This is a genomic window from Acinetobacter lwoffii (genome assembly GCF_019343495.1).
GTDB lineage: Bacteria > Pseudomonadota > Gammaproteobacteria > Pseudomonadales > Moraxellaceae > Acinetobacter > Acinetobacter lwoffii_P.
Genome location: NZ_CP072549.1, coordinates 913,443 through 933,674, shown reverse-complemented (window position 1 = coordinate 933,674; position 20,232 = coordinate 913,443). Strand labels below are relative to the sequence as shown.

Here is a 20,232-nt window from a genome sequence, read left to right as displayed (position 1 = left end):
AGTGGTGCTTAACCTATTACCAATCCAGAGTTGGCTGTAACGTGTCCCTGAAACTGCTTCCACCGAGTATGTTGAGTGCAATTGATTTATTGCCTGATGTACAAACGCCTGTCACCTTATTCACACGGCATTCGATTCGTGAGGAGGTTCCGGGTCAAGGTTTGGCAGGCTATGATCTGCAACTGACCAATCAGGGGCGGGATCTGGCGCAAGAGTGGGGGGCTTATCTGGCTGATCAAACCGATCGCGTGATTCATCACTGTATTTCGAGTCCGATTCAGCGTTGTATTGATACCGCTGCATTGATGATTGAAGGGGCAGATGCGGTTACCCCTGAGCAGAATACCCATCGTATTGAAATTATTGAACAGGGACTTCTGGTGGAGCCTGGTAGCTTTGTACTGGATATTCAAAAAGCTGGACCTTATTTCGCCAAGCAGGGTGCGCTCGGTTTCATTAACAGTTTTGTCAATAATGCCTTGCCGGGGATGAAACAGCCGATTCATGGCGTGGTGGATGTACTGGAACTGATTTACAACACCCATCCGCAAAATAAATATGGGCTGAGTTTGGCTGTCAGCCACGATACTATTCTCGCAGCCATGATTGCAGTGATGTCTGGGCGTCAGGACGTCAGTCGAGAAGACTGGCCAAAAATGATGGAAGGTCTGTTTGTCTGGTTTGAAGGTGATGTGTTTTTGGAGTCCAAACTGAAATGGATCTGGCGCGGTCAGGTACATGAACTGGATATTGCCGATTTTAAACGTTCCCAACTTCCTTAGATCAAATTGATCTATTCAAAACTCAATTGTTCGCAGCAGTTGAGTTTTTTTATTTATGACCAGAAATTTCATAAAGAGGAGGTGGCGTTTCATATTGATCATTCAATAAAGTTCAGGCTAAAACGATAAAAATAAATTTTGAACTGCATCTTTTACATTTATAGGGCGAAAATTCAATAATGTAAGTATAAAAATTATCTATGCTTAATAAATATAAAATTATTCATCTTGAGGAAAAACCATGAAAATTATCACAATTCTTAGCCTGATCGCGATTCTGGGTTTAACCGCATGCCAAAAACGGGACACTGACAATACCAAACAGGATAAAACCACTTCGCCATCTTCTATGGATAAAGATCAATAATCTAAAAAGGGAGGTGCGACTCAGTTTTTATCTCATCATATCGGCTAGATGAGGGGCGTCTAAACGGATTGTTTTTCTGATTTCTTTAAATTTCAGACACAAAAAAAGCCCTAAAAAGGGCTTTTTTTATTTGCGATTAGTTAGAAGCTAGTGCTTTAACTTGCGCGTTCAAGCGGCTCTTATGACGAGCTGCTTTGTTTTTATGGATGATGCCTTTGTCAGCCATACGGTCGATTACTGGAACAAGCGATTTGTACGCTTCAGTAGCAACAGCATAGTCATTAGTGCTGATAGCAGCTAATGTACGTTTAAGATAGGTACGAACCATAGAACGCAAGCTTGCGTTGTGTTTGCGTGCTTTAACGTTTTGACGAGCACGTTTTTTAGCTTGAGCAGAGTTTGCCACTCGTGCACTCCTTGAAATAGATTGGTCTGGGCGGGCTGAAACTCAACTGAAAACCAACATCAGAGGAATTATCACCAGCCCGTAAACAAGTGCCATATTTTGATTAAACTAAGCACCGAAGTCAAGTCTTGACATGCTTTGACAACATTTTAGATGCAGAAAAATTCTAAAGAAAACGTTAGATTAGTATTCCACCTAGGAGATCGTATAAAAAATGACTAAATCACTGACTCATCCCATCGTGATAGGTGCCACCGGCTTGGTGGGAAAACAACTGATAAAACGTTTGCAAGCTGAGCCGACTTGCCAGCAGATTACTGCAGTGGTCAGAAAACATCAAAATGATCTGGATGCTTTGGATAAAGTTCAACAACTGGTACTGGAAGATTTCCTGATGTTGAATGATCAGGATGTCAGCAAGCATAGCCATGGTTTTAGCTGCCTGGGCAGCACCATGAAAAAAGCCGGATCCAAACAGGCATTTTATAGTATTGACTATACCATAAATGCTCACTTTGCAGAGCTATTACAGCAAACCTCAGTCCATTATCTTTTGCTAAGCGCAATGGGTGCCGATTCCCAATCACATTTTTACTATAATCGGGTTAAAGGTGAACTGGAGGAATATGTACAAACATTGACTCTGGACAGAATCAGCCTGATCCGACCTTCATTGCTCATTGGTGAACGTCCGGAGCAGCGTTTTTTGGAAGATATCGCGCAGCAAGTTTACCACAAAGTATCGCGTTTTATTCCAGATAGTTTTGCCTATAAGCCAGTGACAGCCGATCAGGTGGCTCATACTATGGTCGAGGCCGCGCTGACTCAGACGGTAAAATTTGAAATTTATGATAATTTACGCATACAAAAAATGAAATGAGGGGAAAACACCGTGTCTACAGCAGCATTTGTCACCTGTGACTTGTTAGATGATCATCCAGAATTAGAGCTTCAGGTAGTGACACCTTGCCTGGACGGTAAATTTTTCAAGAGTTATGGGGCGCGCAAAACCTTTGGCGGTCAGATTGTGACAGTAAAATGTTTTGAAGATAACTCACGGGTGAAAGAGTTATTGGCCACAGATGGAACAGGCAAGGTCCTGGTGGTGGATGGTGGTGCCTCCATGCGCTGTGCCTTGATGGGTGACCTGATTGCCGAATCAGCGGTAAAAAATCACTGGAATGGCGTCATTATTTACGGTTGTGTCCGTGATGTGGATGCGATTGCTGAACTTGATCTTGGTGTGCATGCATTGGCGGCTATTCCGCAAAAGAGCAACCGCAAGGGTGTGGGTGAAGTTGATATCTCTCTCTGTTTTGGTGGTGTCACGTTTAATGCAGGCGAGTATGTTTATGCAGACAATAATGGTATTGTGGTGTCTAAAACAGCATTAGTGGCTTAATCGGCTGAAATCCGCATTTCTGCATGCAAGAATAACAACAAAACTCATCTGTACCCTGAAAGACAGGATGTTTACTTTCTGTCTTTCAGTTTAATAAAACAAAAAACAGGAAAATAGTATGTTGGGTCATCAAATTAAAGTTGTACAAGCTTTGGCCTCTTCAATCGCTGAAGGTGGACGTGGGATGGTGGGTACACCGTTTCCAAATCAGCCTGAAAAAGCCTTGAAGCTCTATGAATACGAGGGTTCACCATTTTGTCGTCGGGTGCGTGAAGTCATGACCTTGCTAAATCTGGATTATGAAGTTTATCCATGTCCACGAGGGGGTACTCATTTCCGTCCTGAGGTGCAGCAATTGGGTGGAAAACTGCAATTTCCTTTTTTAGTTGATGAAAATACCGGTGATCGACTCTATGAGTCTCAGGATATTATCGATCATCTGTTCAAGCATTATGGCAAAACCGGCAAAACTCCCAAGAAATATGCTCACTATCCTAAAATTCCAGTGGCTGCAATTGCGGGAACCGTCCTCAATGGTTTACGCGGCGGAATGGTGAATCCCAAGATTAAGGATCGGCCAACACCTGAACTGTTATTAGAATTATGGGGCTTTGAGGCCAGTCCTTATACCCGAATTGTACGCGCCGTTTTGAGTGAACTGGAAGTGCCGTTTGTTTTTCATAATGTCGCTAAAGAGCGCTGGCAAGATTATGGACCGGCCAAATTGCGTTTAAAACCGGGAAAATATGAACCACTACCAGGCGGTAAGCGTGAACATTTGTTTGAAATGATGGGAAATAATATTCAGCTTCCCTATCTGGTCGATCCAAATACAGATACCAAAATGTTTGAATCGGCTGAGATTGTGAAATATTTAAAACAGCAATACGGTACTGCTTAAAGTAGACAGCTCGTATAACTTCAAAAGATTTTCTATCTTGAACTGCCATCTGCTAAACAGATGGCATTTTTTATGTCTATGATATGGAAAACGGGCGTAAGCGTTTCTCGCTGCTTAAAACTTCAGATAATAAAAAATAAATAAATCATGATTTTTAGTGTGATTTTGTTTATATTTTAATCTTCAATGGGGCATAACAATAAATATAAGGGGCGTGCTTATGACAGCACCAGAGGCAGTCTTGCCAGTACCTGTATTAATCGTTGAAGATGAATATGTCATTCAGCGCCGTTTAAAAATTATATTAACCAATCTGGGTTATAACGAAGACGTTCTGCTATTTGCCAATACGGTTAAAGAAGCATATTCCATAGTTCAGCAACAGCCGATTGCACTGGCCTTAGTAGATCTGGGGTTGCCAGATGGAAGTGGGATTTCAATTATTGAAAAAATCCGCGAACAGGACGCACAAGCATTGATTCTGGTGGTGTCTGCCTGGAGTACCCAAGATAGTCTGTTTAGCGCAATTCAGGCCGGTGCAACCGGTTATGTGCTGAAAGAACGGGATGATGTTGAAGTCGCCTTGGCTATTCGCAGTATTTTGCGTGGCGGTGCACCAATTGATCCCTTTGTTGCCCGTGAAATTTTAAAACAGATTTCTATTCCTGCCATTTCAGCAACAGTAGAGCAGAACAGGTCAGCTGCGGATCATGAAACGCTCACACACCGGGAGCAGGAAATTCTGTCCTTGGTTGCGCAAGGTCTGAGTAATCGTGAAATTGCCGAGCAGCTCTGTGTGTCACGCTATACCGTCGAAAGTCATATCAAGCATATTTACCGCAAACTCTCGGTCAGTAAACGTACTAAGGCGGTCAGTACCGCACGGCACTTGGGAATTCTGTAATGTCATCTGCCTGTTCCAGAAGCAGCGAACGGCAGCGACTGAAATGGATCTGCATTTTTGTCCTGTGCAGCTGGCTTTGCTTGTTCTGTAGGATGAGTCAGGCACAAAGCCATTTTCAGATTAATGATCTTTGTCAGGTGAAGATCGACTATATTCAGAAGGTTCAGGCTCAGGGTCCTACCGAGATGCCGAAATCGGGCTGGCAAAGCGTACGTTTGCCGGATAACTGGCAGAACAACTGGAAGAATTATCATGGAGGTGCCTGGTACAAGATTGTCTGGCGCTGGTCATGCCAAGACAACATCCGCCTTGCAGAACCAGTTGCCTTTTCTATTGATTATATTAATTCGGCAGGTGCCGTATTCCTGAATGGTGACTTGCTTTGGTCTGACCGGAACTTGCAAGAACCCTTGTCGAAAAGCTGGAATATGCCGCGTTACTGGGTTTTCCCGATTAGCGGTTTGCGTAAAGACAGTAATGAAATCCTGATTTATGTAAATGGCTACAGTTTCCAAAGCGCGGGCCTGGGCAACATTCAATTTAATAATGTGCTGGTGAATAGCCAGCAGTATCTAGGCAAAATCTGGGATCGCCGTACTGTATTCCAGATTAATATGATTTTCTCTGCCACGATTGGGCTGATCTGTTTCATTATCTGGTTATTCCGGCGTTCAGAAACCACTTTTGGCTGGCTGGCACTCAGTTCACTGTTGTGGATTCTGTTTATTTCCAATGTCTTGACTACAGAAAATTTTCCATTTCGCTCCACGATTTCGGCAGCTAAAGCCAATATGCTTTTTTTTATTGCTTATATCCATTGTTTCTGTCTGTATCTGATCCGCTTTGTAAAACAGAAATTTAAGCAGTTGGAGCGAGGATTTATTCTGGTCAGCGTTCTGTCCAGCCTACTGGTGATGATCAGTCCCTTGAATTATCTGGAGCAGGTACTGGGCGGAGTGTTTATCTTCTATGTATTGCTCTTTGTCACTTGTACTGTGTATATCAGCTATCAGGCCATCAGAACCCGAAATGGAGAATATCTCTTCCTGACGCTGTGTCTTTGGGGGATTTTGCTTTGTGTAGTCATCGACCTGATCATGTTGAACCAAACCAAGGTCAATGAGTTTTCACCTTTATCTCCCTATACCTCACCAATTATTACCTTGTTTGTCGTGCTCATTATGGGTACACGCTTGAATCGTAATGTCAGGAAAATCGAAAAATTTAATAGCCAGTTAGAACGTAAAGTCCAGCAGGTCAGTGCTGACCTGAATAAAAGCCTGAGCGATAAACATCAATTGGAGCTGACCAATGTTCGTCTGCAAGAGCGGATTAATCTGTCACATGAACTGCATGACGGGTTGGGAGGGTCTATTGTGCGTTCCATGATTCTGGTGGATCAAAGTAGCGAAACAGTTTCTAAACAGCAGTTTCTATCCATGCTGAAACTGCTCAGAGATGATCTCAGGCAAATCATTGACAGTGGTTCATCTATTGAAAATAAAGTCCCACAAACGCCGGTACTCTGGATCGCACCGGTACGTTATCGTTTTACCCAGCTGATGGAAGAAATGGGGATTGTAGTTGAATGGTCATTTCCAAAAGTCTGGCAGCGTGAACCGACGGCATTACAATGTTTGACCTTGATCCGAGTAGTCGAAGAAAGTCTGACCAATATCATTAAGCATAGTCAGGCCAGTCAGGTAAAAGTCAGTCTGGAATATTCCCAGCCACATCAGCTTACTTTAAGCATTCAGGATAATGGCATCGGTTTCGATGCTGACATGGTGCAAAAAAATGGTCTGAGTATTGGAATGCGCAGCATGAAAATGCGGGTTGAGCGCATGGGAGGATTGTTCCAGATTGAATCTGAACAAGGAGATACGCTGATTCGTGTTGTATTAGAGCTGTATCAGCCTTAATTAGTTAGAATTCTAGACTCTAAAAATAAAAAAGAGGATCATGTGATCCTCTTAAAATTATTGCCTAAATAGAACCGTGGAAAGATTACTCGTCTTCTGGCGGTGGAACCAGCATCAACACGGCTTCATTTAATAATGCAGCAACATCTTCCAGAATTTCTTCATCAGCGAAGTCTTCACCGAATAACAGCGCTTCACCATCTGCAAGCTGTTTGAGTTTTGCGGTAAATGTCTCAGAGATGCACACACCCTCACCATTTGCCCAGAACAGAACGTCGCCGTCCGTTTCAGTATAAAGCAGGCGTGACGCAGGTTCGAGCATCAGGCTATAGCCCTGATCGAGTGCTTCTTCCAGATCACCTGTACCGATTTCTTCTGCTTCAGGCAGGTTTTCAGGATATTTAGGTTCGGACATCAAGCTCATGATGGCATCTTCGAGAACATTGGAATTATGCAGTTGCTGCATGATGTGTTCTTTCAGATATTCCAGCTCATTGCTGCTCACTTCACCGATAGCACCGACTTGATCACGGATGATATCCAGCAATGGGTTACGCAGCGTTTCATTTTCAGAGAATTTATCCCCGACACGATCCATCATGTCACTGATATTTGGCATGCGGAAACCGAATGAATAAGTCAGGCAGTCATCTTCAGCCACGCCGTAATGAGCCAGACCAGGCGGCACATAGAGCAAGTCGCCAGGTGCCAGCACTTCATCAAAGTTCACTTCTATTTCAGGCAATAATTTAAGCGGTTGACCCGGAACAAATGGAGTTTCGGTATCACACATTTGCCCAAGCTGCCAGCGACGATGGCCATAGCCTTGTACCAGAAACACATCATAGAAATCGAAATGCTTGCCGACTGAACCGCCTTGCGGTGCATAAGACACCATGATGTCATCGCGACGCCATTGTGGAATAAATGGGAATTTTTTCCAAAGTGCCGACAGGTCAAATGAATAGTGATCTACAGCCTGAACCAAAAGCGTCCAGAGCTTGGGCATTTTCTGGAAATCTGCTTTGAGCAAAGGTGAAGATTTCACGCTCCATTGATTCGGATCACGATCTTTCTGCTTGATGAGACGGGCAGTGACATGTTCTTCAAGCGCAAGTTCCATCACATCATTGGGTTCAAGCAAACTGGCGATTTCAGGCATTGCATTACGCACCAGTAAAGGTTTCTTTTGCCAGTATTCGCTAAGGAATTGTTCAGCGGTAATACCGCCTAGTACGTCTAAAGGTTGAGACATAGAGTAAAGCCTGAATTTAAAGGGAGAGATTAAGGAACCAAAATTTTTAATTCACGAAGAATATGACAGAGCTTGATCATTGGCATGCCCATCAGCGTGGTCTGATCTTGTCCGATCATTTCTTCAAACAAGCTGATACCGAGGCTTTCACATTTGAAACTGCCTGCACAATGCAAAGGTTGTTCAATTTCGACATAACGCTCGATTTCGACCTGAGACAGTTTGCGGAACTTGACTTTATAGTGTTCAACCAGACTTTGTTCAAAACCGGTCGATAGCTGCTGCACACTGAGCGCAGTACTAAAATAGACAATCTTGTCCGAGTTGGCTTGTAGCTGGCGAATGGCCTTTTCAGTCGTTAACGGTTTGCCAATAAAAATATCCGGCGCACCTTCACGCCATGCCACCTGATCTGAGCCGATCACAATCGCTTCTGGATTTTGTTCAGCAATATATCTGGCTTTCTCAAAAGCCAGTCGTTGTGCCAGATCATCTGCGTGATTTTCCCCGCGAGGAGATTCATCAATATCCGGTACCATGGAAATATAATTAATATGCAGACGATCCATCAGCGCTTTGCGGGTTTGACTGGACGATGCCAAGATAATCTGTGCAGAATTCATTAGACAGCATATTCCTCAAGAATATTTAACGGTACATACGCCAGAACAGCTTTGTGACAGGCTTGTAGCTTGATGGGTGGAGCTTGACCCGCTTCATAGGCTTCGACCCAGCGCGTTACGCAGATACACCAGAAATCGCCCGGTTGCAGGCCCGGGAAGTCCAGTTCGGGCAAAGGCGTAATCAGGTCATTACCGACTTTTTGAGAAAAATTCAGAAATTCTGAAGTCATTTGTGCGCATACCGTGTGCTGGCCCAGATCGGTGGTCGCAGTATGGCAAAAGCCATTGCGGAAATATCCGGTAATCGGATCGAAGCAACAGCTGGACAAAGGCTCACCTAACACGTTCAAACGGTTAAGATTTGGATCAGGATGTATCGACATAGGGACTGAATCTAAAAGAGGCTTTTTTCTATCATAACAAAACTTTGGCATTCATAATGTTTTCTGCAAAAGATGCTAACCTTTTTCTGCATAATCATTTAAAATCGCCTGGTTTTAATATCTATAAAGTGAGCTCTACATGAACTTTCAGCGTATGACTGACCTCGATTTAGCAGGTAAACGTGTTCTGATCCGTGAAGATTTAAACGTTCCTGTTAAAAATGGTGTGATCACCAGCGATGCGCGTCTTCGTGCAGCATTGCCAACGATTAAAGCAGCACTAGAAAAAGGCGCTGCAGTCATGGTGTATTCTCATCTGGGTCGTCCGGTTGAAGGTGAGCCTAAAGCTGAACAGTCACTTGCTCCTGTAGCGGCTTACTTGACTGAAGCTTTGGGCCAAGAAGTGAAACTGTTTACTGACTATTTAGATAGCGTTGATGTTCAGCCAGGTCAGGTAGTTCTACTGGAAAATTGCCGTTTTAACGTCGGCGAGAAGAAAAACAATCCTGAACTTGCAGCAAAATATGCAGCATTGTGTGATGTATTCGTGATGGATGCCTTTGGTACAGCACACCGTGCAGAAGCATCTACTGAAGGCGTAGCGCGTCTGGCTAAAGTTGCAGCTGCAGGTCCTTTACTGGCAGCTGAACTTGATGCGCTTGGTCGTGCACTGCAAACCCCTGAAAAGCCAATGGTGGCGATTGTTGCAGGTTCTAAAGTCTCTACCAAGCTAGATGTTTTAACCTCACTTTCTGACATTTGTGATCAATTGATCGTCGGTGGTGGTATTGCCAACACGTTCCTTGCTGCGGCCGGTTATAACGTGGGCAAATCATTGTGTGAAAAGGATCTGATCGATACGGCAAAAGCCATTGCTGCAAAAGTAGCAGTTCCACTTCCTACTGACGTTGTGGTTGCAGATGCCTCTGAAATTAACTTTGAAGACTTCTTGGGTTCATTGGCTGCTGCAAAAGCAACGGTGAAAAACGTTGCAGATGTTGCTGATAACGACATGATTCTGGATGTAGGCCCGGAAACTGCGAAAGCATTTGCAGAAATCCTGAAAACCTCTAAAACCATTCTTTGGAATGGTCCGGTCGGCGTATTTGAAGTAGATCAATTCGGTGAAGGTACTAAAACTTTATCTTTAGCAATTGCTGAATCGGAAGGTTTCTCGATCGCGGGTGGTGGTGACACTCTGGCTGCGATTGACAAGTATGAAGTGGCTGACAAGATTGGCTATATCTCGACTGGTGGTGGTGCATTCCTTGAATTCGTTGAAGGTAAAACCCTGCCTGCTGTTGCGGTACTGTTAGAACGTGCTTAATTGCATGTTCTAAGCTAAAAAGCTGGCCAAGTGCCAGCTTTTTTTATGTCATTTTTTTGACAGTGAAAACTTACCCTTCATGGCTTCGTCATTAAAATGCAATAAATCTGTCATAAGATGCAGTCATTAAATCACCAAATGACGAGAATACGTGATGAAAAAACAGTTAACTACGGCAGTATTATTAGCCGCATCTCTGGCATTGACTGCGTGTGCAAAACAGGACAGTGCACCAGAAGCTGAAGCAGAAAGCTCGGCAGCAGTGGCGGATCAGGCGGTGACTCCAGAACAGCAAGCTGCCATTGATGCCATTGACCAGCCAATTTTAGATGAAAAAAATACCGATATTCCAGCTGAAGTTGCCAATGCGCCAGCCGATGAAGCGACTGCAGACGAGTCGGTTGCTGCGACTTCAGAGCCTGTAGCGCCTTAATCCGGTTAATGTGACACAAAATCCCTGCAAATGCAGGGATTTTTTTTAAATAGTGTTATTTGTTGCTGAATTGAAACCTTTGAACATGTAGAATATGTGGCATTCACTGGGAGGATATTATGGCTCTTATTTCATTGCGCCAGCTCTTGGATCACGCCGGCGAACATGCTTACGGCGTACCAGCATTTAACGTAAACAACTTAGAACAAATGCGTGCAATTATGCTTGCAGCAGATGCAACCAATTCACCTGTTATCGTACAAGCATCTGCGGGTGCGCGTAAATATGCAGGCGCTCCGTTCTTGCGTCACCTGATTTTGGCTGCAATTGAAGAATGGCCACATATTCCAGTGGTAATGCATCAAGACCACGGTACGAGCCCTGACATTTGCCAACGTTCAATCCAGTTAGGCTTTTCATCAGTGATGATGGACGGTTCACTCGGTGAAGACGGTAAAACACCAACTTCATATGAATATAACGTTGATGTGACTCGCCGTACAGTTCAAATGGCACATGCGTGTGGCGTATCTGTTGAAGGTGAAATCGGTTGTTTGGGTAGCCTTGAAACAGGTATGGCGGGTGAAGAAGATGGCGTAGGCGCAGAAGGCGTACTGGATCATTCTCAACTCCTGACTTCAGTTGAAGAAGCACGTAGCTTCGTTGCTGATACCAATGTTGATGCGCTTGCAATTGCAGTAGGCACTTCACACGGTGCGTACAAGTTCACGCGTCCACCTACAGGTGATATTCTTGCGATTGACCGCATTAAAGAAATTCACGCAGCACTTCCAAACACGCATCTTGTCATGCACGGTTCAAGCTCTGTGCCACAAGAATGGTTGGCAGTGATCAATCAGTATGGCGGCGACATTAAGGAAACTTACGGTGTTCCGGTTGAGCAGCTGGTTGAAGCAATCAAACACGGTGTGCGCAAAATCAACATCGATACTGACTTGCGTTTGGCATCTACCGGTGCAATGCGTCGTATGATGGCAGAAAAACCAAGCGAATTCGATCCTCGTAAATTCTTCAGCGCAACTGTAGACGCAATGAAGCAAATCTGTATCGATCGTTACGAAGCTTTTGGTACTGCAGGCAATGCAGACAAGATTCGCCCAATCTCTTTAGAGAAAATGGTGTCACACTATAAATAATTCCCAGTGAATCATTTATAAAAAAAGCCCACTGCAAATGTGGGCTTTTTTGTAGACTCATAAATATCAAGAATAAGAGCAGCATATGGAACTGATTTTCGCAGCAGCGCTATGCAGCGTTGCGGTCTCAATATTATTAAAAGTCGCCAAAAATAAGGGCTTGAGTCCGATACACATGATTAGCTGGAACTATATGACAGCTAGTCTCTTGTGTTTTTTCTGGTTTAAGCCTGATATTCAGCATATTTCAATGTCTCAGACGCCTTGGTTGCTTATTCTGGCTCTGGGTATTTTGCTTCCGAGCGTATTTCTGTTTTTGGCCAAGGCTTTGCAAACGGCTGGAATTTTAAAAACCGAAATTGCCCAGCGACTTTCTGTAGTTTTGTCACTGGCTGCAGCCTATTTCATTTTTCAGGAACAGTTTAATCAGCTGAAAATACTTGGGATCGCTTTAGGTATTGGAGCAGTGCTGTGCATCCTGTTTTCACATCGACAAAGTACAGGACAGGGCAGTCAGGGAATGTTGTATCTGGGCTTGGTCTGGGTCGGTTATGCACTGATTGATGTATTGTTGAAATATACAACCAGTCTGGGCTTCCAATTCGCGGTGGCGCTGAATCTAATGTTTGTTTGTGCCCTGATCATTTCGATGGGCTATCTGTTAATCAAATATAAAAGCTTGGGCTCGATGCAGAATATCGGCGCTGGTCTGTTATTGGGTTTCCTGAATTTTGCCAATATTGCTTTCTATGTCAAAGCCCATATGCTGCTTAAGGATTCACCTGCGATCGTCTTTGCTGGCATGAATATTCTGGTGGTGGTATTTGGTGTGATAGCAGGTCTGGTATTCTTTAAAGAACGGCTCAAACCTGCAAGTACTCTAGGATTACTGCTAGGCTTGACTAGTGTGATTTGCCTAGCTTATGCAATGTCTGCTTGACATAAGAGGATGCAAATTCAATCGGATGTCGGAGCAGGTCACCTGCTTCGGCCAGTCCAAGCAATAAACCGCACTGTTGGCAGTCTGGACAGTGCGGATAACGATGCTGTTGCTCTTTATAGTGCTGGAGATAAATTTTATCGCAATGATGGCATTCAAATTTCAGGGATTTGGATGTAAGGAGCGACATAGATGACCTCTATTGTTATTCTATTAGATGTAAATTAAATAAAGCAAAAAATAGGCCCGAATTGACATGGAAAGGGGCGCTTGACCCCTTTTATAGCATAAATTCCTTACAGTTTGGTGAAAATATCTTCAGCGGCAAGACGTGATTTAGGCAGTTTGGCATTGAAATCATTTTCACTGCGATAGCCTAAAGTCAGCAATACAGAAGGGATCAAACCCTGTTCTGCAAGTTGTAATTCTTCACTAATCATCTCTTCGTCAAAGCCGCCAATTGGTGTGGCATCAACCCCTTCAATTCCGGCAGCCAAGAGCATTTGACCGAGTGCAATGAAGGTCTGGTTTTCAGCCCAACGCTGAATATCACCTTTTTCATTACGATAATAATGAATATAACCTGCACGGGTATTTTTCTGACCTTCTTTGGCTGATTCATCTTTAAAACGGCCACTGAGATCATCGCGGTTCAATAAGTTTTCTAGATGCAACTCATTAATATCGGCTTTGGTGCAGAATAAAATGGTATGGGATGAATCCAGAACTTTGGGTGCATTGTAGGCATAAGTACCGACCAAGGCTTTGGCAATGCGCTGTTTGGCTGCCTCATGATCGGCAATAAAAAAATGCCAAGGCTGAATATTGATTGAAGAGGGTGCCAGACGCAAAATTTCTAATAAGCGTTCAAACTGTTCTGCCGGGATTTTCTTGCTAGGATCATAGGCTTTAGTGGTATAGCGGGTCTGTGTGATCTTGAGTAAATCCATCAATGGACTCCAATCTTTTTAAATAAACAGCGAGTAGAAGTTTTAAATATATATATTTTTCACATCCTCCGATTATTACAATAAAAAAGCATCAGGCAAAGCCTGTTTTGAGATGATCTTGAGCTGGATTCAAGCAAAACTTAGAGTTAAATCAGATTAAAACCCAGTTTTTGTCTATTGGCACTTTTAAGCGAGAAGCGTTTAATAAGAGACATCGTCGGCAACATGCAAATAGGTTAGCGGATGCAAGTCACCAATTATTTTAAACACAAACTGAAAACCCAGCAGCAAATCGGCTTATGGATTGGACTGGCGGATGCCTATGGAACCGAGATTGCGGCAAATGCAGGTTATGACTGGCTGCTGATTGATGGTGAGCATGCGCCCAGTGATTTGAGAACCACCTTGTCGCAACTGCAAAGTATTGCTGCTTATCCCTCGCAAGCAGTGGTACGACCGCCCATTGGCAGCGTACAACTGATCAAGCAACTCCTCGATATCGGCGCGCAAACGCTGTTGATTCCGATGGTAGAAACCGTGGAACAGGCCGAACTCATGGTCAGGGCAGTCCGTTATCCGCCTGAAGGAATTCGTGGCGTTGGTGCTGCACTGGCACGTGCCACCCGCTGGAACAGCATTCCAAATTATTATCAGACGGCACATGAGGAAATCTGTTTATTAATCCAGATTGAATCGGTCACAGGACTTGAAAATCTGGATGCTATTCTTCAGATCGACGGGATTGATGGCGTGTTTATTGGCGCCGTTGATCTATCTGCCACTATGGGTTATCAAGGTGATCCGAATCATCCTGAAGTACAAAAAGCTGTAATTGATGCAATCCAGCGGATTCGTTCTGCAGGCAAAGCTGCAGGAATTCTGTCAACCCAGCATGAAGTGACGCAAAAATATATCGAACTTGGCACTGAGTTTGTAGCAGTGGGCGTAGATACCAGTGTTTTGATGAATTCCTTGCGTGATCTATTGGGGAAATATAAAAAGGATATCAATGTGATTAATCCGACTAGCGGTTATTAATCAACAAGAGATTCTGAATGAATAGCTTGCTTAGATTTTTAGTTTATTTTTAACCGGAAATTCTTTAGATGAGCTATTCATTCAGCCATAAGAAAATCATAATGAACCTTCAAGATGCAGAAAAATTTTTACAAGAACAGCAGAACATCTTAGAGAACCAACGTCAGCAAAAAACTAGACGAGTGCAACAAGCCTTTTTTTATGATTCACGTACTGTTTGTAGCCTTAAATGCTATTCTCTTGATCCTAAATTATCAAAAGACGGGAGAGTGGAACTTGCTGTACCTCGGCTGAGTTTCATGTCTCTAATATTGATTTTAAGGTATTTAAAGACAGGTTTTGTTTATCAACGGAAATGAAGTAACGTTAAAATGAATTTTAGATCATAAAAATCAAAAGCCTAATAATTAACAAAGCATGAAAAAAGTTCTTAAAAATCCCATTCTATTGTCATTACAATGTAATTTTGCTTTTGCTGGATAAATAGCTTACACTGGTTGCACTTCAAGCAAGTACTGTTCTTGCTTCTATTATTATTTTAAGCTGATTGTGATGTACTTTTTAGTTCAAGTATTTGAACTCAAATAAGATCTACTAACCATAGAACTATTATGTAAACTAGGTTGTTATTAATCTCTCTCCATATAGTCACAAAAAGCTCATATCGTGTGAGTAAATATTTTGATCAAAATCAATGAATGGCATATTGCCACTGCCGCTGATGGCAATGAAATTAACGTGAAACTGGTTCCATTAAAGCGCAAGCAAAATACAATGGACGGTTTTATCTGGGTTGAGGTCGGTAAAATGATTCAATTGCCAACGGGTGAGGAATTTCAGTTCAATCTCGATGGTAAAAGTTTCTATACTGGGGTAAACCAGCTTTATCGTCTGTGTTAAGCAGATCAATATCGTAAAAAGTGGCTGATTAATATCGCCACTTTTTTAGTTTCAGGGTATCAAAACTTTGATCTTCCTGAATTTCCAGAATCTCTGCACTGTCTTCTTTCCAGTCGCCTAGTACAATTCTTCTTTTCTGGGCTAACTGATGAATGGCTGCGCGATGCGTATGACCATGGATCAGTACATCTACATCCTGTAATGCCAGCTCAACTGCATGTGGGTTGACGTCCATCACTTCATAGCTTTTAAACTGTTGTGCCTGATGGCTTTGTTGACGAAAGCGGTTGGCTAGTCTGGTTCGAAATGAGAGAGGGGTTTTTCTTAAGAAGCCAAGTAGCCAGGGATGACGAATAATCTTTTTAAAACGCTGATAGGAGACGTCATCGGTACATAGGGCATCGCCATGTTCCAGGCGAAAATGTGTTCCGGCAATGATTAGCTGATCGATTTCGGGAAGAAGCTGCCCGCCAAATCGAGCTAAAAATTTACTTCCTAAGACAAAATCCCGGTTGCCGGCCTGAAAATAGACTTGATTCCCAGCCTGAGTAAACTGTTTTAATGCAGTGACAATCTCGTCCAGCCACGGAGACGTATAATCATCACCAATCCAGGCATTGAACCAGTCACCCAAAATATACAGTTGGGTATTTTGATCTTGATACTCAGTTAATAAATCTAAAAACCCCCGAACAAGTCGAGGGTGATCAGGTGACAAATGTAAATCTGAGATAAACAGATAGATCACGAATCTTTTCCTTTTATTCCTCTCTAGATCCCTTATTCATATGAGGAACTTGCCATTACACCGTTTTAAAGCATCGCTTTAAAACTTATAAAGAACGGAGAGGACGTTTTTTATTCAGAAATGATTTTTGCAGATTCGATCACTACATTTTCTAGAGGAACGTCAGCGTGGTAGCCACGGTTGCCAGTACGTACGTTTTTGATTTCGTTCACAACGTCCATACCTTCAACCACTTTACCAAATACGGCATAACCCCAACCTTGAGCAGTTTTGCCAGAGTGGTTAAGGAATGAGTTGTTTTTCACGTTAATGAAGAATTGAGCAGAAGCAGAGTGCGGTGCCTGAGTACGCGCCATTGCAATCGTACCTTCGTCATTGGTCAAGCCGTTGTCTGCTTCGTTTTCGATTGCATCACGTGTTGCTTTTTCTTTGAAGTTTTCATCCATGCCGCCGCCTTGGATCATGAAACCATCAATAACACGGTGGAAAATTACGCCGTCATAAAAACCGTCACGTACGTATTCTAAAAAGTTAGCTACGGTTTTAGGTGCTTTTTCAGCATTGAGTTCTAGAACAATACGACCTTTATTGGTGTTTAATTCGACTTGAGGAAAACTCATTGTGTAATCTCCTGATCATGGACGAGTGCCATGGTTTTTTCTGAATGAGTGAAGCATAAGCAAACTACATTCGACAAGGCAAGTAAAAACATTATTTTCTTTGTTAAAAGCATAAAAATAATACCTTATTTATACGTTGATTTATCAAGGCATTTCAAATGCAGCCAGACAGGGCGTTATATTTCGGACAGGCACGAATTGAATCATTTTCCAGTTTCGTAAAGTGTTGATATTTTAGTTTTGGGCAGCTTGCTGTATTTTCACTTTTTAAAATGAGTGAATTGAAATCAAATACCGTAGTTAGCGGTTGAGAGATTAATCACCTATAGTTAAACTAAGGAACTTTGATAATGAATATACGTACAACTTGTACGATGAAATATTCGTTAATCCCTTTTTAACTTTAGAAGTGAATGATTGATCATGAAGCCAAATGATGTTGTGACATCTCTGCCCGAGAACCCGACCCAAAAGAACAATGCAGTCGATTCAGTGCAGCAGCAAGAACAACAACCAGGCTTGGACTTTGTACGTCAGGTCATTACTGATGATTTAGCCGCTGGTCGTACTCAACAGGTGGTGACGCGTTTTCCGCCTGAGCCGAATGGCTATTTACATATTGGCCATGTGAAAGCAATTTGCTTGAACTTTGGTATTGCTGAAGAATTTAAAGGTGTGTGTAACCTGCGTTTTGATGATACCAACCCAGATGCCGAAGAGCAGGAGTATGTGGATGGTATTGCCAATGATGTGAAATGGCTGGGTTTCCAGTGGGAAGGTGAGCCGCGTTATGCATCAAGCTATTTCGATCAACTTTATACCTGGGCAGTTCAGCTGATTGAGCAGGGCGATGCCTATGTGGATTTGCAAAGTCCGGAAGAGATTCGTTTAAACCGTGGTAATTTCGTTGAGCCAGGTAAAAACTCGCCACAACGCGATGCAACGGTTGCAGAAAACCTGGAGCGTTTTGAGAAAATGCGCAGCGGTGAATATGCAGAAGGTCAGGCTGTATTACGTGCCAAGATTGATATGACTTCACCGAACGTGCATATGCGTGATCCGATTCTGTATCGTATCCTGCATTCTGAACACCATCAGACTGGCGATAAATGGAAAATTTATCCAATGTATGACTATGCGCATCCATTGTCTGATGCGATTGAAGGCATTACGCATTCACTCTGTACCCTGGAATTCCAGGATCATCGTCCGTTCTATGATTGGGTAGTGGCAAAAGTTAAATCACCATCCGTGCCACGTCAGTATGAATCGAGCCGTTTGAATGTGGACTATACCATCACCTCAAAACGCAAATTGCGTAAGCTGGTTGAAGGTGGTCATGTAAATGGTTGGGATGATCCACGTATGCCAACTGTAGTGGGTATGCGTCGTCGTGGTTTCACACCTGAAGGTCTACGTGATTTCTGTCAACGTGTCGGTGTGTCGAAGGTTGATGGCAGTATCGTCGATGTAGCCATGCTGGAATACTGTATTCGCCAGTCTCTGGAAAATACCGCAGCTCGTGGTATGGCGGTGTTAAATCCATTAAAAGTGACTTTAACCAACTTGCCAGCCGATATGGACCTGACCCATTCACGTCATCCGAATATCGATATGGGCGAGCGCGTTATTCCATTGACGACTGAGCTGTATATTGACCGTAAAGACTTTGAAGAAGAACCACCAAAAGGCTTTAAACGTCTGATTCCAGGCGGTGAAGTCCGTTTACGTCATGCCTATGTCATCAAATGTGACGAAGTCATTAAAGATGAAAATGGTGAAGTGGTTGAACTGAAATGTTCGATTGATCCTGAAACTTTAGGTAAAAATCCTGAAGGTCGTAAGGTCAAAGGTGTGATTCACTGGGTATCTGCGACTAAAGGCGTTCCTGCGGAAGTGCGTATTTACGACCGTCTGTTTACTGAATCTGATCCTGAGGTGGGCGATGACTTCTTGGCAAACCTGAACCCTGAATCATTGAAGGTAGTTCAGGCCGTGATTGAGCCTGCTTTGGCACAAGCACAACCAGAAGACCGTTTCCAGTTTGAGCGTGAAGGCTATTTTGTGGCTGATCAATATGATCATTCCAGCGAAAAACCGGTATTCAACCGTATTCTGGATCTTAAGGATAGCTTTAAACCAGGCAAATAAGCTGGTTTAAGTCAGAATGTAAAAAGCCCAACTCTGGTTGGGCTTTTTCAATACAGCAGGGAAAATTGCATGATTGTGCGTGATAAGAATAATAGTTTGGGTTTACTGTTTGCCTGGCAGGGAACGATTCTGCCCAAGGTACTGCCAGCATTAATCTTGGTGGTTTTTATTTCAGCTTTGCTGGTGTATTTGAGTCAGGCGCATTTCGTGAGCCTTCCTGCTGTTCCGGCAATTGGCTTTACCATTTTTGGTGTCATTCTCTCGATTTTTTTAAGTTTTAGAAATACAGCCTGCTATGATCGCTGGTGGGAAGGGCGCAAACTTTGGGGCGCGCTGATTGCCACCACGCGTCATTTATGCCGTGATAGCCACGTTCTGGACGATCAAACCCGTGAAGTCTTATTGTACCGCATGATGTTGTTTACCCATCTATTACGTGACCGGTTGAGACAGCAAACGCCCAGTATTCAGACTTATCAAGCCACTACCGGTTTTGAACCCAAGTCATTCGAGCAATTGCCGATGCAAATCAATCCATCACAATGGGTGCTAGAACAGATGCAAATAGAGCTGGTACAACAGTATCAGCAGGGCAAGATCAGCGATATTATTTATAACAACCTGAATCAGCACACTGTGGCTTTGGGAGATATTCAGGCCGGTTGTGACCGGATTTTGTCAACGCCATTACCATTTTCTTATTCGGTATTGTTACATCGTGCGGTTTATTCTTTTTGCTTTATCCTGCCTTTCAGTTTGCAGGCGAATTTAGGCCTGTGGACGCCGATTCTGGTCGGGTTGATTGCTTATATGCTACTCGGGCTCGATGAGCTCAGTGCGGAGCTGGAAGAACCCTTTGGCTTGCAGGATAACGATCTACCGCTAGATTCAATTGTACGGCTGGTAGAGCGGGAAACCCTAAGCTCTTTAGGTAAAGCACTACCTGAGGCAATTCAAGCCAGAAAAGGCTATTTGACTTGATTCCTTATCAACATCATCAAAATGTAAAACACGAACTTAAAA

Annotated in this window: 24 protein-coding genes; 16 read left to right on the top strand and 8 right to left on the bottom strand. The window is 43.3% G+C overall.

The window, feature by feature from the left end; genetic code table 11:
- The first annotated feature begins 41 nt into the window (after nucleotides 1-41).
- Entirely contained in the window at nucleotides 42-782 is a 741-nt protein-coding gene (locus J7649_RS04390) for a histidine phosphatase family protein (protein ID WP_219309539.1), read from the top strand.
- 241 nt (nucleotides 783-1,023) lie between these two features.
- Complete coding sequence (locus J7649_RS16900; protein WP_267461083.1) at nucleotides 1,024-1,149, top strand: hypothetical protein; 126 nt, start codon at nucleotides 1,024-1,026, stop codon at nucleotides 1,147-1,149.
- Nucleotides 1,150-1,285: 136 nt separating this feature from the next.
- Here J7649_RS16900 and rpsT read toward each other — a convergent pair whose 3' ends face one another.
- Complete coding sequence (gene rpsT, locus J7649_RS04385) at nucleotides 1,286-1,555, bottom strand: 30S ribosomal protein S20 (RefSeq protein ID WP_004279868.1); 270 nt, start codon at nucleotides 1,553-1,555, stop codon at nucleotides 1,286-1,288.
- A gap of 214 nt (nucleotides 1,556-1,769) precedes the next feature.
- Here rpsT and J7649_RS04380 point away from each other — a divergent pair, with 214 nt between their 5' ends.
- The 5 genes from J7649_RS04380 (at nucleotide 1,770) to J7649_RS04360 (ending at nucleotide 6,684) form a co-directional block, all read left to right on the top strand.
- Nucleotides 1,770-2,435, top strand: a complete 666-nt coding sequence (locus J7649_RS04380) for an NAD(P)H-binding protein (RefSeq protein ID WP_219309537.1) — start codon at nucleotides 1,770-1,772, stop codon at nucleotides 2,433-2,435.
- Between the two features lie 12 nt (nucleotides 2,436-2,447).
- The gene (gene rraA / locus J7649_RS04375) at nucleotides 2,448-2,957 is read left to right on the top strand and encodes a ribonuclease E activity regulator RraA (RefSeq protein ID WP_004279866.1); all 510 of its coding nucleotides are present in this window, start codon (nucleotides 2,448-2,450) and stop codon (nucleotides 2,955-2,957) included.
- Between the two features lie 118 nt (nucleotides 2,958-3,075).
- Nucleotides 3,076-3,858 (top strand): glutathione S-transferase N-terminal domain-containing protein, encoded by a 783-nt coding sequence (locus J7649_RS04370; RefSeq protein ID WP_184413598.1) that lies wholly within the window; start codon nucleotides 3,076-3,078, stop codon nucleotides 3,856-3,858.
- 220 nt (nucleotides 3,859-4,078) lie between these two features.
- Nucleotides 4,079-4,762 carry a response regulator gene (locus tag J7649_RS04365; RefSeq protein WP_219309535.1) on the top strand — a complete coding sequence of 228 codons (684 nt, stop codon included), beginning with the start codon at nucleotides 4,079-4,081 and terminating at the stop codon, nucleotides 4,760-4,762.
- On the top strand, nucleotides 4,762-6,684 hold the full coding sequence (locus tag J7649_RS04360; protein WP_219309533.1) for a sensor histidine kinase: 1,923 nt from the start codon (nucleotides 4,762-4,764) through the stop codon (nucleotides 6,682-6,684). Before J7649_RS04365 ends, J7649_RS04360 begins: the two co-directional genes overlap by 1 nt.
- A gap of 85 nt (nucleotides 6,685-6,769) precedes the next feature.
- Here the strand turns inward: J7649_RS04360 and J7649_RS04355 are convergent, their stop codons facing one another.
- Genes J7649_RS04355 through J7649_RS04345 form a run of 3 tightly spaced genes read right to left on the bottom strand, consistent with a single transcriptional unit; the run spans nucleotide 6,770 to nucleotide 8,945 of the window.
- Nucleotides 6,770-7,939, bottom strand: coding sequence for a ribosomal protein uL16 3-hydroxylase (locus tag J7649_RS04355; protein WP_004279861.1), 1,170 nt, complete (start codon nucleotides 7,937-7,939; stop codon nucleotides 6,770-6,772).
- Between the two features lie 29 nt (nucleotides 7,940-7,968).
- The gene (locus J7649_RS04350) at nucleotides 7,969-8,562 is read right to left on the bottom strand and encodes a Maf family protein (RefSeq protein WP_004279859.1); all 594 of its coding nucleotides are present in this window, start codon (nucleotides 8,560-8,562) and stop codon (nucleotides 7,969-7,971) included.
- A complete protein-coding gene (locus tag J7649_RS04345; RefSeq protein WP_004279857.1) occupies nucleotides 8,562-8,945 on the bottom strand; it encodes a DUF2237 family protein in 384 nt (127 codons plus the stop codon). Before J7649_RS04345 ends, J7649_RS04350 begins: the two co-directional genes overlap by 1 nt.
- Before the next feature lie 139 nt (nucleotides 8,946-9,084).
- Here J7649_RS04345 and J7649_RS04340 point away from each other — a divergent pair, with 139 nt between their 5' ends.
- From J7649_RS04340 to J7649_RS04325, 4 genes are all read left to right on the top strand, one after another.
- Nucleotides 9,085-10,272 (top strand): phosphoglycerate kinase, encoded by a 1,188-nt coding sequence (locus J7649_RS04340; RefSeq protein ID WP_219309532.1) that lies wholly within the window; start codon nucleotides 9,085-9,087, stop codon nucleotides 10,270-10,272.
- Nucleotides 10,273-10,426: 154 nt separating this feature from the next.
- Nucleotides 10,427-10,705: a hypothetical protein gene (locus J7649_RS04335; RefSeq protein WP_219309530.1), complete on the top strand. Its 279-nt coding sequence runs from the start codon at nucleotides 10,427-10,429 to the stop codon at nucleotides 10,703-10,705.
- A 119-nt stretch (nucleotides 10,706-10,824) separates the two neighbouring features.
- Complete coding sequence (gene fba / locus J7649_RS04330) at nucleotides 10,825-11,862, top strand: class II fructose-bisphosphate aldolase (RefSeq protein ID WP_004279853.1); 1,038 nt, start codon at nucleotides 10,825-10,827, stop codon at nucleotides 11,860-11,862.
- Nucleotides 11,863-11,947: 85 nt separating this feature from the next.
- Nucleotides 11,948-12,802, top strand: a complete 855-nt coding sequence (locus tag J7649_RS04325) for an EamA family transporter (RefSeq protein WP_219309528.1) — start codon at nucleotides 11,948-11,950, stop codon at nucleotides 12,800-12,802.
- On the opposite strand, the gene J7649_RS16765 is transcribed toward J7649_RS04325, so the two are convergent.
- Complete coding sequence (locus tag J7649_RS16765) at nucleotides 12,765-12,992, bottom strand: hypothetical protein (protein WP_228738663.1); 228 nt, start codon at nucleotides 12,990-12,992, stop codon at nucleotides 12,765-12,767. The two genes, J7649_RS04325 and J7649_RS16765, sit on opposite strands and share 38 nt — an antisense overlap.
- 106 nt (nucleotides 12,993-13,098) lie before the next feature.
- The gene (nfsB, locus tag J7649_RS04315) at nucleotides 13,099-13,752 is read right to left on the bottom strand and encodes an oxygen-insensitive NAD(P)H nitroreductase (RefSeq protein WP_219309527.1); all 654 of its coding nucleotides are present in this window, start codon (nucleotides 13,750-13,752) and stop codon (nucleotides 13,099-13,101) included.
- 243 nt (nucleotides 13,753-13,995) lie between these two features.
- Between nfsB and hpaI the strand changes: the two genes are divergently transcribed.
- The 3 genes from hpaI (at nucleotide 13,996) to J7649_RS04300 (ending at nucleotide 15,690) form a co-directional block, all read left to right on the top strand.
- The gene (gene hpaI, locus J7649_RS04310) at nucleotides 13,996-14,790 is read left to right on the top strand and encodes a 4-hydroxy-2-oxoheptanedioate aldolase (RefSeq protein ID WP_004279848.1); all 795 of its coding nucleotides are present in this window, start codon (nucleotides 13,996-13,998) and stop codon (nucleotides 14,788-14,790) included.
- A gap of 101 nt (nucleotides 14,791-14,891) precedes the next feature.
- Nucleotides 14,892-15,149, top strand: coding sequence for a hypothetical protein (locus J7649_RS04305; protein WP_228738662.1), 258 nt, complete (start codon nucleotides 14,892-14,894; stop codon nucleotides 15,147-15,149).
- Nucleotides 15,150-15,471: 322 nt separating this feature from the next.
- Entirely contained in the window at nucleotides 15,472-15,690 is a 219-nt protein-coding gene (locus J7649_RS04300; protein ID WP_004279847.1) for a hypothetical protein, read from the top strand.
- Between the two features lie 28 nt (nucleotides 15,691-15,718).
- On the opposite strand, the gene J7649_RS04295 is transcribed toward J7649_RS04300, so the two are convergent.
- Entirely contained in the window at nucleotides 15,719-16,438 is a 720-nt protein-coding gene (locus tag J7649_RS04295; protein WP_114540753.1) for a UDP-2,3-diacylglucosamine diphosphatase, read from the bottom strand.
- 110 nt (nucleotides 16,439-16,548) lie between these two features.
- A complete protein-coding gene (locus J7649_RS04290) occupies nucleotides 16,549-17,058 on the bottom strand; it encodes a peptidylprolyl isomerase (protein WP_004279844.1) in 510 nt (169 codons plus the stop codon).
- 423 nt (nucleotides 17,059-17,481) lie between these two features.
- Between J7649_RS04290 and J7649_RS04285 the strand changes: the two genes are divergently transcribed.
- Nucleotides 17,482-19,209, top strand: coding sequence for a glutamine--tRNA ligase/YqeY domain fusion protein (locus J7649_RS04285; RefSeq protein ID WP_219309526.1), 1,728 nt, complete (start codon nucleotides 17,482-17,484; stop codon nucleotides 19,207-19,209).
- 69 nt (nucleotides 19,210-19,278) lie between these two features.
- Complete coding sequence (locus J7649_RS04280; RefSeq protein WP_216985974.1) at nucleotides 19,279-20,190, top strand: bestrophin family protein; 912 nt, start codon at nucleotides 19,279-19,281, stop codon at nucleotides 20,188-20,190.
- Nucleotides 20,191-20,232 lie beyond the last annotated feature (42 nt).

Coding starts and splice junctions, on each gene's coding strand:
- J7649_RS16900 (WP_267461083.1), top strand. CDS start 1,024: ATGAAAATTATCACAATTCTTAGCCTGATCGCGATTCTGGGTTTAACC.
- J7649_RS04380 (WP_219309537.1), top strand. CDS start 1,770: ATGACTAAATCACTGACTCATCCCATCGTGATAGGTGCCACCGGCTTG.
- J7649_RS04370 (WP_184413598.1), top strand. CDS start 3,076: ATGTTGGGTCATCAAATTAAAGTTGTACAAGCTTTGGCCTCTTCAATC.
- J7649_RS04365 (WP_219309535.1), top strand. CDS start 4,079: ATGACAGCACCAGAGGCAGTCTTGCCAGTACCTGTATTAATCGTTGAA.
- J7649_RS04360 (WP_219309533.1), top strand. CDS start 4,762: ATGTCATCTGCCTGTTCCAGAAGCAGCGAACGGCAGCGACTGAAATGG.
- J7649_RS04355 (WP_004279861.1), bottom strand. CDS start 7,939: ATGTCTCAACCTTTAGACGTACTAGGCGGTATTACCGCTGAACAATTC.
- J7649_RS04350 (WP_004279859.1), bottom strand. CDS start 8,562: ATGAATTCTGCACAGATTATCTTGGCATCGTCCAGTCAAACCCGCAAA.
- J7649_RS04345 (WP_004279857.1), bottom strand. CDS start 8,945: ATGTCGATACATCCTGATCCAAATCTTAACCGTTTGAACGTGTTAGGT.
- J7649_RS04340 (WP_219309532.1), top strand. CDS start 9,085: ATGAACTTTCAGCGTATGACTGACCTCGATTTAGCAGGTAAACGTGTT.
- J7649_RS04335 (WP_219309530.1), top strand. CDS start 10,427: ATGAAAAAACAGTTAACTACGGCAGTATTATTAGCCGCATCTCTGGCA.
- fba (WP_004279853.1), top strand. CDS start 10,825: ATGGCTCTTATTTCATTGCGCCAGCTCTTGGATCACGCCGGCGAACAT.
- J7649_RS04325 (WP_219309528.1), top strand. CDS start 11,948: ATGGAACTGATTTTCGCAGCAGCGCTATGCAGCGTTGCGGTCTCAATA.
- J7649_RS16765 (WP_228738663.1), bottom strand. CDS start 12,992: ATGTCGCTCCTTACATCCAAATCCCTGAAATTTGAATGCCATCATTGC.
- nfsB (WP_219309527.1), bottom strand. CDS start 13,752: ATGGATTTACTCAAGATCACACAGACCCGCTATACCACTAAAGCCTAT.
- hpaI (WP_004279848.1), top strand. CDS start 13,996: ATGCAAGTCACCAATTATTTTAAACACAAACTGAAAACCCAGCAGCAA.
- J7649_RS04305 (WP_228738662.1), top strand. CDS start 14,892: ATGAACCTTCAAGATGCAGAAAAATTTTTACAAGAACAGCAGAACATC.
- J7649_RS04290 (WP_004279844.1), bottom strand. CDS start 17,058: ATGAGTTTTCCTCAAGTCGAATTAAACACCAATAAAGGTCGTATTGTT.
- J7649_RS04285 (WP_219309526.1), top strand. CDS start 17,482: ATGAAGCCAAATGATGTTGTGACATCTCTGCCCGAGAACCCGACCCAA.
- J7649_RS04280 (WP_216985974.1), top strand. CDS start 19,279: ATGATTGTGCGTGATAAGAATAATAGTTTGGGTTTACTGTTTGCCTGG.